This window comes from Cryobacterium lactosi (genome assembly GCF_004403945.1).
GTDB lineage: Bacteria > Actinomycetota > Actinomycetes > Actinomycetales > Microbacteriaceae > Cryobacterium > Cryobacterium lactosi.
In genome coordinates, this window is the sequence record NZ_SOHM01000035.1 from 39,063 (window position 1) to 52,384 (window position 13,322).

Here is a 13,322-nt window from a genome sequence, read left to right on the forward strand (position 1 = left end):
CCATGGACTTCGGCGCAGTACTCCAGACCAACCCGCCCTCGGCGCGCACCGTGCAGCTGGCCGTGTTGGCCGAGAACCACGGCTTCAGCCACGTGTGGACCTTCGACTCGCACCTGCTGTGGCAGGAACCCTATGTGATCTACTCCAAGATCCTGGCCGAGACCCGCAAGGTGATCGTGGGGCCCATGGTCACCAACCCGGCCACCCGGGACTGGACGGTCACGGCCTCCACCTACGCCACCCTCAACGAGATGTACGGCAACCGCACGATCTGCGGTATCGGCCGCGGCGACTCCGCGGTGCGGGTCACCAACGGCCGCCCCAGCACGCTGAAGACCCTGCGGGAATCGATCCACGTCATCCGCGAGCTCGCCAACTCCCGGTCGGTCGAGTACAACGGCGCCACCCTGCGATTCCCGTGGAGCCAGGGCTCGACCCTCGACGTATGGGTGGCCGCCTACGGCCCGCTCGCGCTCAAGCTCACCGGCGAGGTCGGTGACGGCTTCATCCTGCAGATGGCCGACCTCGACGTGGCCGAGTGGATGATCAAGACCGTGCGCACCGCCGCCACCAACGCGGGCCGCGACCCCGAGGCGATCAAGTTCTGCGTCGCAGCGCCCATGCACATCGGCGACGACTGGCAGCACCTGCGCGACCAGAACCGCTGGTTCGGCGGCATGGTCGGCAACCACGTGGCCGACATCGTCGCCAAGTACGGAGAAGGCTCCGCGGTGCCGAAGGCCCTCACCGACTACATCAAGGGCCGCGAGGGCTACGACTACAACGAACACGGCCGGGCCGGCAACACCCACACCGACTTCGTGCCCGACGAGATCGTCGACAGGTTCTGCTTGCTCGGCCCCGCCGAGGCCCACATCGAGAAGCTCACGGCGCTCAAGGAACTCGGCGTCGACCAGTTCGCCGGTTACTTGCAGCACGACAACAAAGAGGAGACGCTGCGGGTCTACGGCGAGACCGTGATCCCCGCCCTCGCCGACCGCATCACGGCCAAGGCATGACCCAGACCGGCTCCGTCAGCACCGCCCCGGCACGGGCGACTACTGCGGCGCGCGGCCGGTCCTGGCTCGGCCAGGGGATGCCGCGGCGCATCCTGGTGGGCGCGCTCGGTGTACTTGCGCTCGCGCTGCTCTGGGAGCTGTACATCGTCGTTGGGCCCGCCGACGGCGTGATCGTCGGCGGACTGACCGTGCTGCCGCGGGCCAGCGAGATGGCCATGCCGCACCTCTGGGTGATGCTCGAACGCATCCTCGAGCCCGTCACCGGCAGCTCAAGTGCTGTGCCGATGTGGCAGGCGGTGCTCGAGGCATCCCTGTTCACCCTCGGCATCGCCGCGGTCGGTTGGCTCGTGGGCGTCACCGTGGGCCTCGCCCTCGCCCTGCTCATGCAGCGCTTCAAGCTCGCCGAATCGGCCATCCTGCCCTGGATCATCCTCAGCCAGACCGTGCCGCTGATCGCCCTCGCCCCGCTCGTTAGACGCTGGGGCGCGCAGATCGAGTTTGGGGTCTTCAGCTGGGAGAACTGGATGTCGGTGGCGCTGATCGCCTCCTATCTCGCCTTCTTCCCGGTCTCGATCGGCGCCCTCAAGGGCCTCGGCTCACCCGACGCCAACCACGTGGACCTCATGCACTGCTACGCGGTGGGCTGGTGGAAGACGCTGTGGCGACTGCGGTTGCCGGCGAGCGTGGGCTACCTGCTGCCCGCCCTCCGCCTCGCCGCGGCCAGCGCCGTGATCGGCAGCGTCGTCGCCGAGGTGTCCATCGGGCTGCGCGGAGGCATCGGTCGGCTCATCGTCGAATACGCCGGCGCCGCCGGCAGCGACCCGGGCAAGCCCTGGGCCCCCATCTTCGGGTCGGTGCTGGTGGGCCTCGTGGCCGCCGGCTTCGTCGGCCTGATCTCACTGTTCCTACGTCGATTCCGCAGGGGAGAGGTGGCCGCATGACCACGGCAGCACTACCGGTACAGCACGCCGTTCAGGTGAACGCGGTCAGCCGCGTCTTCGCCGGCCGCAAGGGCGCATCCGTCACGGCCCTGGATGCGGTGAGCCTGACCGTCGCCCCCGGCGAATTCGTGTCGCTGATCGGGCCTTCCGGCTGCGGCAAGAGCACCCTGCTGCGGCTCATCGCAGACCTCGACACCCCCACCGACGGCTCGATCGAGGTGTTCGGCAAGAGCGCCAGGCAGGCCCGCATCGACCAGGACTACGGCATCGCGTTCCAGCAGGCGGGCCTGCTGCCCTGGCGCACGGTGACCGGCAACATCGAGCTGCCCCTCGAACTGCACGGCACCGGCAAGGCCGCCCGCCGCGAGCGCGCCGCGGAACTGATCGAGCTCGTGGGACTGACCGACTTCGCCGGTCACTACCCCGACCAGCTCTCCGGCGGCATGCAGCAGCGGGTGGCGATCGCCCGGTCGCTGGCCGAGAGCCCGAGCCTGCTCTTGATGGACGAACCGTTCGGCGCCCTCGACGAGATGACCAGGGAGCGCATGCAGAACGAACTCGTGCGCATTTGCGCCGAGACCAGCGCCGCCGTGGTCTTTGTCACCCACTCCATTCCGGAGGCCGTGTTCCTCTCCAACCGGGTGGTGGTGATGTCGCCTAGGCCTGGCCGCATCCGCGACGTGCTCAGCGTCAACCTCGGCCGGGTGAGCGACCGCGGCGAGAACCTGCGCGAAGACGAGGGCTTCTTCCACTCGGTCTCGCAGGTGCGCGAGCTGCTGCACGGCAGCGCCTCCACCGGCGCGCGCGGGGTCGAGACGCGATGAGCGCCGGCGCGAGCACGCGGGTGGCGGCCCCGGCGCCCGCAGGGCCGGCCCGTTCGGGTTCCGGCCTGGTTCGCACCGCGCTGCCGCCGGTGCTGCTTGGCCTCGTCGCGATCCTGCTCTGGCAGGGCGCCGTCACCGTTCTGGCGATCAAGCCGTTCATCCTGCCGGGTCCGTTCGCGATCGGCGAGCAGTTCACCGCCAACCTGCAGAACGTGCTGAATGGCATGGCCGTCACGGGCCGCAACGCTCTGATCGGCCTGGTGCTCGGCGCGATCGTCGGCGTGCTTCTGGCCATCCTCTCGGCCCTGGTGCGGGTGTTCGACGAGATGGCCGCGCCCGTCGTGGCGGCCTTCGCGGTGGTGCCCATCGTGGCGCTGGCGCCCGTGCTCTACACGATGTTCGGCGCCAACGCCGAGACCGCCCGGCAACTCGTGGCCGCCCTGGCCGTGTTCGTGCCGGTTTACTTCAACACCCTCAAGGGCCTGCGTATGGTGCGTCCGGTGCACCGCGACCTGATGCGCTCCTACGCCGCCTCGAACTGGCAGGCCACCAAGACCGTCACCCTGCCGACCGCCGTGCCGTTCGTGTTCACGGGCCTCCGCATAGCGTCATCGCTCGCCGTGATCTCAGCCCTCATCGCCGAATACTTCGGCGGACCGGTCGGCGGCCTGGGCAAGTCGATCACCTCGGCCGCGTCCAGCAGCAACTACGGGCTGGCCTGGGCCTACGTGCTCGGCTCCATCATTCTCGGACTCCTCCTCTATTGCGCGGCACTCGGCCTGGAAAAGCTGGTCAGCCGCCGCGCCCCCACTGCCTGAACCCATCCCGCACCGCAGCATCCCGCAGCACCCCGCAGCAGTACCCAAAGGAGGAACACATGAAACACAGCACTCGATGGCTCACCGCGGCCGGAGCCGTCGCGGCGGCCGGCGCTCTCGTCCTCACCGGATGCACCGCCGCCGGCGACACCGCCTCGACCGATGACTCCTCCAGCGGAGATCTCACCCCCGTCACCCTGCAGTTGCAGTGGGTGGCCCAGGCCCAGTTCGCCGGCTACTACGCGGCCGTCGACCAGGGCTACTACGAAGACGAAGGCCTCGACGTCACCATCGAGGAGGGTGGCGCCGACATCGTGCCGCAAGACGTCCTCGCCTCCGGCGATGTGGACTACGCCATCTCCTGGGTGCCCAAGGTGCTCGGCTCCATCGAGCAGGGCGCCAACATCACCGACGTCGCGCAGATCTTCGAACGCAGCGCCACCACCCAGATCTCGTTCAAGGACAAGAACATCACCAGCCCGGCCGACCTGGCCGGCAAGAACGTCGGCAGCTGGGGCTACGGCAACGAGTGGGAGCTCTTCGCCGGCATGCAGAAGGACGGCGTCGAGGTGGGCGACATCAGCCTCGTGCAGCAGGCCTTCGACATGAACGCGTTCCTCGCCGGTGACATCGACGCGGCCCAGGCCATGACCTACAACGAATACGCCCAGGTGCTCGAGACCATCAACCCCGACACCGGTGAGCTCTACCAGCCCGAGGACCTCAACGTCATCGACTGGAACGAGGAGGGCACCGCGATGCTCCAGGACGCCATCTGGGCCAACACCGACAAGCTCGCCGACGACGAGGCCTACGCCGACCAGACGGTGAAGTTCATCAAGGCCTCCATCAAGGGCTGGATCTACGCCGCCGAGAACCCCGAAGACGCCGCGACCATCGTGGCCGACGCCGGATCCGCGCTGCCCGCCGGACACCAGCTGTGGATGACCAACGAAGTCAGCAAGCTGATCTTCCCGTCCACGAACGGAGTCGGCCTGATCGACGAGGCCGCCTGGGCCAACACCGTCGACATCGCCATGAACACGAAAAACGAAACCGGTGGCACCATCATCACCACAGACCCGCCCGAAACCGCCTACTCCAACGAGTACGTGCAGAAGGCTCTGGATGAACTGACCGCGGAGGGAGTCGACGTCCTGGGCACCGACTGGGCTCCGATCGACGTCACCCTCACGGAGGGCGGCGAGTAGAACAACCCAGACCGGGCGGCGGCGCACGCCGCCGCCCGGTCACCACCGCCCCGCCCCTGCGGGGCAGAAGCGAAGGAACAAGCATCGTGACCGACATCGATACCGGCACCGGCACATCCACCGACACCGAGCTGGGGCTGAACGACCTCACCACTCAGCTCGACAAGGCCCACGTCTTCCACTCCTGGTCCGCCCAAGGGGCCTTGAAGCCCCTCGTCATCGCCGGCGGCCTGGGCTGCCGGGTCTGGGACCACGACGGCCGCACCTACCTCGACTTCTCCAGCCAGCTGGTCAACGTCAACATCGGCCATCAGCATCCGGCCGTGATCAAGGGCATCATCGACCAGGCCCAGCTGCTCACCACCATCGCCCCGTCCACGGCCAACCTGGCCCGCGGCGAGGCCGCCAAACGTATTGTCGACCGGGCCCCCGACGGCTTCAACAAGGTCTTCTTCACCAACGGCGGTGCGGATGCCAACGAGAACGCCATCCGGATGGCCCGCCTGCACACCGGGCGCGACACCGTGCTCTCCACCTACCGTTCGTACCACGGCAACACCGGTGCGGCCATCGTCGCCACCGGCGACTGGCGGCGCATTCCCAACGAGTTCGCCCGCGGCCACGTGCACTTCTTCGGCCCCTATCTCTACCGATCCGAGTTCTGGGCGACGACGCCCGAGCAGGAAACCGAGCGGGCGTTGCGCCACCTCGAGCGGGTCATCCAGAGTGAGGGTGCCAGCTCGATCGCGGCCGTGCTGCTCGAGTCGATCCCCGGCACCGCGGGGGTGCTGATGCCCCCGCCCGGCTACCTCGCCGGGGTGCGCGAGCTCTGCGACCGCTATGGCATCATGCTGATCCTCGACGAGGTGATGGTGGGCTTCGGCCGCACCGGCCGCTGGTTCGCGTTCGACGGCACCGGGGTCGTCCCCGACCTGATCACCTTCGCCAAGGGTGTCAACTCCGGCTACGTGCCGGTGGGCGGTGTGATCATCTCGGATGCGATCGCCGCCGACTTCGACACGACAGTCTTCCCCGGCGGGCTCACCTACAGCGGGCATCCGCTGGCGATGGCCTCGATCGTGGCGGCGTTGGACGCCATGGCTGCCGAGGGCATCGTGGACAACGCCGCGCGGATCGGCACCGACGCGATCGGTCCGGGGCTGGCCGCACTGAAGGCCAAGCACCCGATCATCGGGGAGGTGCGCGGCGAGGGCGTCTTCTGGGCGATCGAGCTCGTCGCCGACCGGGAGACCCGGGAACCCGTGCCGCCGGCCGTGATGGCCCGCATCAAGACCGAACTGCTGGCCCGCAACCTGCTCCCGTTCATCATGGACAATCGCATCCACGTGGTCCCGCCCTGCGTCGTCACCGAGTCCGAGGTGGCCGAGGCCCTCGCCATCTACGACGAGGTCCTCTCCCTCGACCTTCTCTAGCCCCATGCGCTGGTCGAGCTTGTCGAGACCCCGTGACCCGACCTTGCGAACGTAGACACGGTCACCAGATCTCGACAAGCTCGATCAACGGACAACTCCAACAGAATCGACTGACATGACCGACCTTCCCGTCCTCACCCATTGGATCGACGGCGCCGCCGGCGCCGGCGCATCCACCCGCACCGCCCCCGTCTACAACCCGGCCACCGGCGCAGTGCAGCGCCTCGTGTCCCTGGCCTCCGCCGCCGATGTCGACACCGTTGTCGCCTCGGCCCAGGCCGCCTACCCCTCCTGGCGCGATGCCTCCATCGCCAAACGCCAGGGCGTCATGTTCACCTTCCGCGAGCTGCTCAACGCCCGCAAGGGTGAGCTCGCCGACATCCTCACCAACGAACACGGCAAGGTCACCTCCGACGCCCTGGGCGAGATCGCCCGCGGCCTCGAGGTGGTCGAGTTCGCGCTCGGCCTGCCGCATCTGTCCAAGGGCGAGTTCTCCGAGAACGTCTCCACCGGTGTCGACGTCTACACGCTGCGGCAGCCGCTCGGCGTGGTCGGCATCATCAGCCCGTTCAACTTCCCGGCCATGGTGCCCCTCTGGTTCTTACCCCTAGCCATCGCTGCCGGCAACTGTGTCGTGCTGAAGCCCAGCGAGAAAGACCCGTCCGCCGCCAACTGGCTCGCCGCCCTCCTCACCGAGGCCGGCCTGCCCGACGGCGTCTTCAACGTCGTGCACGGCGACAAGGAGGCCGTCGACGCCCTGCTGGTCAACCCCGACGTGCAAGCCATCTCCTTCGTCGGGTCCACCCCGATCGCCAAGTACATCTACGAGACCGCCGCGCACCACGGCAAGCGGGTGCAGGCCCTCGGCGGCGCCAAGAACCACATGCTGGTGCTGCCGGATGCCGACCTCGACCTGGCCGCGGACGCCGCCGTCAACGCCGGCTTCGGTTCGGCGGGGGAGCGCTGCATGGCCATCAGCGTGATCGTGGCCGTGGAGCCCGTCGCCGACGAGCTCATCGCCAAGATCGCCGAGCGGGTGAAGGGGCTGAAGGTCGGCGACGGCATGCGCGGCTGCGACATGGGCCCGCTGATCACCGAGGCGCACCGCGACAAGGTCGCCGGGTACATCGACATCGCCCACGCGGATGGCGCGGAGGTCGTGATCGACGGGCGCGGCATCGAGGTCGACGGTGAGGCATCCGGTTTCTGGCTCGGCCCCACCCTGTTCGACAAGGTCAGCCTGGACTCCGCCGTCTACACAGACGAGATCTTCGGCCCGGTGCTGAGCGTCGTGCGGGTGGCCAGCTACACCGACGGTGTGGCCGTGATCAACGCCAGCAAGTACGGCAACGGCACCGCGATCTTCACCAACGACGGCGGTGCGGCCAGGCGCTTCCAGCACGAGGTGCAGGTGGGCATGGTCGGCATCAACGTGCCCATCCCGGTGCCCGTGGCGTACCACTCGTTCGGCGGGTGGAAGGACTCCCTCTTCGGTGACGCGAAGGCCTACGGCCCCGCCGGCATCAGCTTCTACACCCGGGAGAAGGCCGTCACCGCCCGCTGGCTCGACCCCAGCCACGGCGGCATCAACCTGGGCTTCCCGCAGAACACCTGACGCTGCTCGCAGCGGGCGTTCGGCCCGGTGGCCGGCCGGATGGCGGCCACCGGGAAACCCACTAGTTCCGGACGCTACGACGGCCGCTGACACGGATGTAGACCAGCAGCACGATGATCGCACCGATGATGGATCCGATGATGCCGGCCGGCTGGAAGAAGCCGTCCATCGGGTCGTGCTGGAAGATCAGGAAACCGAGGAATCCGCCGACGAAGGACCCGATGATCCCCAGCACGATGGTCATCGGGATGCTGATGTTCTGCCGGCCGGGCACGACGAGACGGGCGACGGCGCCGGCGATGATGCCGACGACGATGAGGCTGATGATGAGACCAAGCATTGTGGTCTCCTTCCTGTTTGATGAGGCTGAGCGTTCGGTACGGCCGGTGGTTACCGACCGGAGAACAGCCAAACACCCGCACAGAGGCGGCGGTACACCCCTAGGGGTGTAGTCGGTCGATCAGCTCTGGCAGTATCGTCCTACTATGTCCCCGCCACAGCCCGTTACCGTTGCCTTGGTCGATGACTATGACATCGTGCTCAAGGGCCTGGCGCACATGTTCGATCACTACCGGGATCGTGTGGTCGTTGCGGAGATCGACGCGAATGCGGGCCTCTCCGACCGCACCGACATCGTGATGTACGACTCTTTCGCCCAGCCCGAATCCGACCTGTCGGAGCTCTCGGCTCTCGTGCGCAACCCACGCGCCGGTCGCGTGGTCATGTACACCTGGAACTTCCAGCCCGACCTGATCAGCGCGGCGCTTGACCAGGGAGTCAGCGGTTACCTGTCCAAGACGTTGCCGGCGCGCGACCTTGTAGCGGCCCTGGAGTCGGTGCACGCCGGCGAGATCGTGGTGAGTGATCCGCCGAAGCGGGCGGGCAGTGCTCCGGGACTGGACTGGCCCGGCCGTCGCGAAGGAATCACGGATCGCGAGTCCGAGATCCTGGCCCTGATCACGCAGGGCAAGAGCAACGCCGAGGTGGCGGCGCTCACCTACCTCAGTCCCAACACCGTCAAGTCCTATATCCGCAGCGTGTACGGCAAGATCGGGGCCGAGAGTCGAACCCAGGCCGTGCTCTGGGGTGTCGGCCACGGATTCACCCCCGATCACCACCGGATCGACAGCTGGCTCGGCGGACCCTGAATCAACCACACCGGCTACGCCGGTGCCGGATCCAGGGCGCGCGAAAAGGGATCGAAGACGCGCGCTGCCCGGTTTCCTTTTACAGTGGGGCCAGAGTCACAACCAGGATCAGTGAGGACCGGATCATGAGTACAGCGTTCAACAAAGAGGAAAAGGCCGCGATGCGGGCGGCGGTGGCGGAAGCGAAGGCCGCCAAACTCGGCGCCGACCTGGAAGCCGCGTGCCTGGCAGCGATCGACGAGATGACGGGCACCGACCAGGAGCTTGCCCAGATCCTGCACCGGCTGGTGAAGGAGAACACCGACCTGGGTGCCAAGACCTGGTACGGCATGCCGGCGTATGCCAACGCCGACGGCAGGGTGGTGGTGTTCTTCCAGAGCGCCGCCAAGTTCAAGGTGCGCTACGCCACCATCGGCTTCCAGCCTGACGCCGACCTCGACGACGGCAACCTCTGGCCGACGTCGTTCGCCGTCGTCAAACTCACTGCAGCCGATCAGGAGCGACTGGTCGAGCTGCTGAAGAGGGCCGTCGGTTCGGCTTAGGCCCGTGCGTCCCACCCACTCGGCATGTCGGGTTCAACGGTCACTGCGGCCCGCGCGCGTGTGAGCGCTCCGCGGGTGAACGTCGCCGCTCCTGGTGCTTCTGCGTTGGCGGCGGCGCAGGCCGCCGCCCCGTACATGGCGTCACGAAGCGGCCGGTCGGCGGCGAGGGCCTCGACGAGCCCCGCAAGGAAGCTGTCTCCGCTGCCGACCGAGTAGATGTCGGGTGGGGCCGCCGATCGGGCACGCCACAGCGAACCGGCCTGATCCCGGGCAAGAGATCCGTGCACACCGTCGGTGATGACGACCAGCTCAGCCCCGAGCTGGTGCACGCTCGTGGCAAGCCCGGCTAGAGGCGCGTCCGCTGCCCGGCTGGCCTCCATGCCGAGGAGTTCGGCCGCTTCGCTGCGATTGATCTTCACCAGGTGGGGACGGGCCAGAGTGAGAAGCACGGCAAGAGCAGCACCGTGCACGTCTACGGCCACACGAACGCCGCGATCCGCGGCATCACGCAATGCTCCTGCCAGGTCGTCGAGCGGAATTCCCCGCGGCACACTGCCGGAAAGCACCAGCCAGCCGTCGTCGATGTCCTTGACGGCGGCGTCCACCTCCATCCACGTCCCCGCCCCGAGGTCGTCGCCGTGTTCGTAGAACTCGGTGAGCGACGCCGCGGTGGTGTCGGCGACGGTGACGCAGAAACGGGTCTGCGTATCGGTGTTGACGGCAGTCAGCCGGATAGGGCTTGCCGCCAGCTGCTCGATGATCATCGACCCGATACTGCCGCCGAGCGGTGCGATGGCGTGCACAGGCTGGCCGAGGGCGGCGAGGGCGCGCGCAACGTTGAGCGACTTGCCGCCCGCCAGTTTGATGACCACTCCGGGGCGGTGGATGCCGCCGGGCACCAGCGCAGGCACCGTGTACGTGACGTCCAGCGCCGGGCTGAGGCCGAGACAATGGATCATTCCGACGCCTCCAGCAGCTCGCCGAGTGTGGCTTGCGCATCGGTGCCACCGGCGGCCCTGGTGGAGAGCGAGCCCGCGACGGCGGCCCAACGCAAACGTTCCGGTTCCGACGGGACGCCACTGAGGAAGGCGGTGATGTAACCGGCATCGAAGCTGTCGCCGGCGCCGGTGGTGTCAACGACGTCGAGCACCAGCCCAGCAGCCCTGTGCACCTCCTGATCTGAGTCGACGGAGAATCCGCCTTCGGCTCCGGCCTTCACAACAACACGCGGGTTCAGCGCGGCAAGTGCCGACGCGGCGGCGAGGTCGTCGGCGATTGTCTCGCCGGTGACCGCCCGCGCGATTGCGATCACTTCCTCCCGGTTCGGTAGGAAGACATCGACGTGGGGCAGCACCTCGGCCAGGCCGTCCCAGAGCTCGGCCGGATCCCAGTTGGTGTCAAGGCTCGTCGTGATACCCCGCCCGCTCAGCCAGAGGAGTAACGCAGGCAGTTCCGCCGCCAAGTCGGGTTGCAGGAAGTACGACGCGATGTGCACGTGCCGAGGCTCGAGGAGGTGCACGGCGGCGCGCACGTCTGACGCCCGCAGCGCGGGAATCGTTCCCGGGAGCGTGAGGATGGCCCGATCGGCGGACTTCGCAAGAATGATGGACAGCCCGGTCGGCAGGTCAGCTCGGACGACGAATGGCGCGGTGTTGACGCCGCGTTCATCGAGTCGAGCCCGCACCAGACGGCCGAAGTCGTCGTCACCGACGGCAGCGATCATGGCGGTAGCGACCCCGAGCCTGGCAAGTCCGGCCGCGACGATAGCCGCGCTGCCGCCGAGCACCAGGTCGGCACTGTCGAGGAGTTGCTCGGCCTGGCCGAAGCGGGGCACGACATCGCCGCTGATGATGAGATCCGGGTTGGCGTCACCGACGACCAAGACCGTGCACGAGGCGTCGCCGCTCATCCTTTGATCCCGGAGAAGGTCATGGTCGCCATGAACTGACGCTGCGCGAACAGGAAGAACAGGATGAGCGGCAGCGTAGCGACCACGTTGCCGGCCATGAGCAGGTCCCACTGGGTGCGTCGGGTGGACTGGAAGTTCGCGATGCCGAGCTGGAGGGTGAACGCCTGGTCGTTGTTGATCGCGATGAGTGGCCACACCAGGTCGTTCCACGACCCGAGGAGAGTGAAGATGGCCAGCGTAGCGATGGCCGGTCGTGCGAGAGGCAGCACAATGCGGAAGAAAACCTGCAACCGGGTGCAGCCGTCGATCATCCCGGCTTCCTCGAGTTCAGCGGGCAGAGAGAGGAAGAACTGACGCATGAGGAAGATGCCGAACGCTGTTGCCAGCCACGGCACGATCGCGGCGCCCAACCCGTCAAGTAGGCCGAGGGTGGCGAACAGGATGTAAGTCGGGATCATCAGCAGTTGGGTGGGGATCATGATCGTGGCGAGAATCAGGAAGAACCCGACGCTGCGACCCGCGAACTTCAGCCGCGCGAAGCCATATCCGGCCAGGGAGCACAACACAATGTTCGACAGGATCGCGGTGCCCGACACGATCACCGTGTTTCCGAGCCAACGCACCACATCCGTCTGCGTGAAGAGCTTGACGTAGCCGTCGAATGTGAGGTGCGATGGCACGAACGGCGGCGGGAAGGTGACAAGCTCCTTCTCTGGCGAGACCGAAGCGAGCATCATCTGCACGAACGGCAGCAGGAACAGGATGGCGATCGGGATGAGCACGACGTGCCACCAGCTGAACCGTCGCTTGGGGCGCCGCGGGATGTCTACGGGGCGCGTCGCGACGTATTCGGAGGAGGTCAGGACCTCGCTGAGGACGGTGGTCGACATCAGAATGCCTCCAGATTGCGTTTGCGGGAGTAGACAACGACGATGATCGTGATCAGCAGGGTCGCGGCGAACAACACGTAGGCTGCCGCCGATCCGTAGCCGAACTGCAGGGTTTTGAACGCTTTCTCGTAGAGGAAGTACACGATGGTCTTTGTGGCGTCGAGCGGTCCGCCGCGGGTGGTCGTGTAGACGAGGTCGAAGAGTTGGATGGCACCGATCGTCTGCCAGATTGCGACGAAGATCGTGACCGGTGACAGCTGTGGCCACACGACCCGCCAGAAGGTCTGCCAGTGGTTCGCCCCGTCGATCCGAGCAGCTTCGAGCAGCTCGCCGGGAATGTCCTGCAGGGCAGCGAGGTAGATGACGGTCGTGAAGGCGGCCTGACCCCACAGCGACATGATGGCGATCACCACCATCGCCTGCGACTGATCCTCCAGCCATCCTTGCTGCGGCAGACCGAACACACGCAACACATTGTTCACGACGCCATACTGCGGGCTGAACAGATAGGTGGTGAGTACACCGGTCGAGGCGGCCGACACCACGAAGGGCACAAAGATCGCCGTGCGGTAGATGCCGATGAAGCGGATGCTTCGATTCAGCGCTACCGCGAGAAACAGGCCGAGAAGCACGGATGCCGGCACGAAGAGGAGGGTGAAGCCGAGGGTGTTGACGACGGCCTTGCCGAATTCGTCATCGCTGACCAGCCCGGCGTAGTTCGCTCCGCCCACGAACTGGGCTTCGCTGAAGCCGTCCCAGTTCTGCAGGGAGAGGACGAACGCCCACAAGGCCGGGAAGATCGACAAGCCGAGGATGATGAGCGTGGCCGGGCCGACGAACCCCCACCCGGTCAGACTCGCTCGCCAGGGTCGGCGCCCGCGACGGTCGCTTTCGCGGCCTCGCGGCTTCCCCCCGGGTGCCGCGGTGGTGACCGACTCCAAGACGGGTGCCCGTCGCGCATTCAGCATGACC

14 protein-coding genes are annotated in these 13,322 nt (G+C 67.1%); 9 read left to right on the forward strand and 5 right to left on the reverse strand.

The genetic code is table 11. From position 1 onward, the window contains the following. The first annotated feature begins 2 nt into the window (after window positions 1-2). The 7 genes from E3T61_RS17435 to E3T61_RS17465 all read left to right on the forward strand — a co-directional run bounded on the left by E3T61_RS17435 (window position 3) and on the right by E3T61_RS17465 (window position 7,861). The gene (locus tag E3T61_RS17435; RefSeq protein ID WP_134642129.1) at window positions 3-1,019 is read left to right on the forward strand and encodes a TIGR03842 family LLM class F420-dependent oxidoreductase; all 1,017 of its coding nucleotides are present in this window, start codon (window positions 3-5) and stop codon (window positions 1,017-1,019) included. Beyond that, window positions 1,016-1,960 carry an ABC transporter permease subunit gene (locus E3T61_RS17440; RefSeq protein ID WP_198418726.1) on the forward strand — a complete coding sequence of 315 codons (945 nt, stop codon included), beginning with the start codon at window positions 1,016-1,018 and terminating at the stop codon, window positions 1,958-1,960. The genes E3T61_RS17435 and E3T61_RS17440 overlap by 4 nt, the downstream gene beginning before the upstream one ends. Further along, on the forward strand, window positions 1,957-2,784 hold the full coding sequence (locus tag E3T61_RS17445) for an ABC transporter ATP-binding protein (RefSeq protein ID WP_134642130.1): 828 nt from the start codon (window positions 1,957-1,959) through the stop codon (window positions 2,782-2,784). The genes E3T61_RS17440 and E3T61_RS17445 overlap by 4 nt, the downstream gene beginning before the upstream one ends. Next, on the forward strand, window positions 2,781-3,602 hold the full coding sequence (locus E3T61_RS17450; RefSeq protein ID WP_134642131.1) for an ABC transporter permease: 822 nt from the start codon (window positions 2,781-2,783) through the stop codon (window positions 3,600-3,602). Before E3T61_RS17445 ends, E3T61_RS17450 begins: the two co-directional genes overlap by 4 nt. A 59-nt stretch (window positions 3,603-3,661) precedes the next feature. Then, complete coding sequence (locus E3T61_RS17455) at window positions 3,662-4,813, forward strand: ABC transporter substrate-binding protein (protein WP_134642132.1); 1,152 nt, start codon at window positions 3,662-3,664, stop codon at window positions 4,811-4,813. Window positions 4,814-4,944: 131 nt separating this feature from the next. Further along, entirely contained in the window at window positions 4,945-6,246 is a 1,302-nt protein-coding gene (locus E3T61_RS17460; RefSeq protein ID WP_241992657.1) for an aspartate aminotransferase family protein, read from the forward strand. A 115-nt stretch (window positions 6,247-6,361) separates the two neighbouring features. After that, a complete protein-coding gene (locus E3T61_RS17465) occupies window positions 6,362-7,861 on the forward strand; it encodes a CoA-acylating methylmalonate-semialdehyde dehydrogenase (protein WP_134642134.1) in 1,500 nt (499 codons plus the stop codon). A 61-nt stretch (window positions 7,862-7,922) separates the two neighbouring features. Here the strand turns inward: E3T61_RS17465 and E3T61_RS17470 are convergent, their stop codons facing one another. After that, window positions 7,923-8,201 (reverse strand): GlsB/YeaQ/YmgE family stress response membrane protein, encoded by a 279-nt coding sequence (locus E3T61_RS17470; RefSeq protein WP_134642135.1) that lies wholly within the window; start codon window positions 8,199-8,201, stop codon window positions 7,923-7,925. Between the two features lie 145 nt (window positions 8,202-8,346). Between E3T61_RS17470 and E3T61_RS17475 the strand changes: the two genes are divergently transcribed. Together E3T61_RS17475 and E3T61_RS17480 are read left to right on the forward strand one after the other, a co-directional pair. Then, on the forward strand, window positions 8,347-9,009 hold the full coding sequence (locus E3T61_RS17475) for a LuxR C-terminal-related transcriptional regulator (protein ID WP_134642136.1): 663 nt from the start codon (window positions 8,347-8,349) through the stop codon (window positions 9,007-9,009). A gap of 125 nt (window positions 9,010-9,134) precedes the next feature. After that, window positions 9,135-9,551, forward strand: coding sequence for a hypothetical protein (locus E3T61_RS17480; RefSeq protein ID WP_134642137.1), 417 nt, complete (start codon window positions 9,135-9,137; stop codon window positions 9,549-9,551). On the opposite strand, the gene E3T61_RS17485 is transcribed toward E3T61_RS17480, so the two are convergent. The 4 genes from E3T61_RS17485 to E3T61_RS17500 are packed head-to-tail and all read right to left on the reverse strand — an operon-like array spanning window position 9,548 to window position 13,318. Continuing rightward, entirely contained in the window at window positions 9,548-10,510 is a 963-nt protein-coding gene (locus E3T61_RS17485; protein WP_134642138.1) for a 1-phosphofructokinase family hexose kinase, read from the reverse strand. The two genes, E3T61_RS17480 and E3T61_RS17485, sit on opposite strands and share 4 nt — an antisense overlap. After that, window positions 10,507-11,460 carry a carbohydrate kinase family protein gene (locus E3T61_RS17490; protein ID WP_134642139.1) on the reverse strand — a complete coding sequence of 318 codons (954 nt, stop codon included), beginning with the start codon at window positions 11,458-11,460 and terminating at the stop codon, window positions 10,507-10,509. The genes E3T61_RS17485 and E3T61_RS17490 overlap by 4 nt, the downstream gene beginning before the upstream one ends. Continuing rightward, on the reverse strand, window positions 11,457-12,350 hold the full coding sequence (locus E3T61_RS17495) for a carbohydrate ABC transporter permease (RefSeq protein WP_134642140.1): 894 nt from the start codon (window positions 12,348-12,350) through the stop codon (window positions 11,457-11,459). Before E3T61_RS17495 ends, E3T61_RS17490 begins: the two co-directional genes overlap by 4 nt. After that, entirely contained in the window at window positions 12,350-13,318 is a 969-nt protein-coding gene (locus tag E3T61_RS17500; protein WP_134642141.1) for a carbohydrate ABC transporter permease, read from the reverse strand. The genes E3T61_RS17495 and E3T61_RS17500 overlap by 1 nt, the downstream gene beginning before the upstream one ends. Window positions 13,319-13,322: the final 4 nt, after the last annotated feature.

Coding starts and splice junctions, on each gene's coding strand:
- E3T61_RS17435 (WP_134642129.1), top strand. CDS start 3: ATGGACTTCGGCGCAGTACTCCAGACCAACCCGCCCTCGGCGCGCACC.
- E3T61_RS17440 (WP_198418726.1), top strand. CDS start 1,016: ATGACCCAGACCGGCTCCGTCAGCACCGCCCCGGCACGGGCGACTACT.
- E3T61_RS17445 (WP_134642130.1), top strand. CDS start 1,957: ATGACCACGGCAGCACTACCGGTACAGCACGCCGTTCAGGTGAACGCG.
- E3T61_RS17450 (WP_134642131.1), top strand. CDS start 2,781: ATGAGCGCCGGCGCGAGCACGCGGGTGGCGGCCCCGGCGCCCGCAGGG.
- E3T61_RS17455 (WP_134642132.1), top strand. CDS start 3,662: ATGAAACACAGCACTCGATGGCTCACCGCGGCCGGAGCCGTCGCGGCG.
- E3T61_RS17465 (WP_134642134.1), top strand. CDS start 6,362: ATGACCGACCTTCCCGTCCTCACCCATTGGATCGACGGCGCCGCCGGC.
- E3T61_RS17470 (WP_134642135.1), bottom strand. CDS start 8,201: ATGCTTGGTCTCATCATCAGCCTCATCGTCGTCGGCATCATCGCCGGC.
- E3T61_RS17475 (WP_134642136.1), top strand. CDS start 8,347: ATGTCCCCGCCACAGCCCGTTACCGTTGCCTTGGTCGATGACTATGAC.
- E3T61_RS17480 (WP_134642137.1), top strand. CDS start 9,135: ATGAGTACAGCGTTCAACAAAGAGGAAAAGGCCGCGATGCGGGCGGCG.
- E3T61_RS17485 (WP_134642138.1), bottom strand. CDS start 10,510: ATGATCCATTGTCTCGGCCTCAGCCCGGCGCTGGACGTCACGTACACG.
- E3T61_RS17490 (WP_134642139.1), bottom strand. CDS start 11,460: ATGAGCGGCGACGCCTCGTGCACGGTCTTGGTCGTCGGTGACGCCAAC.
- E3T61_RS17495 (WP_134642140.1), bottom strand. CDS start 12,350: ATGTCGACCACCGTCCTCAGCGAGGTCCTGACCTCCTCCGAATACGTC.
- E3T61_RS17500 (WP_134642141.1), bottom strand. CDS start 13,318: ATGCTGAATGCGCGACGGGCACCCGTCTTGGAGTCGGTCACCACCGCG.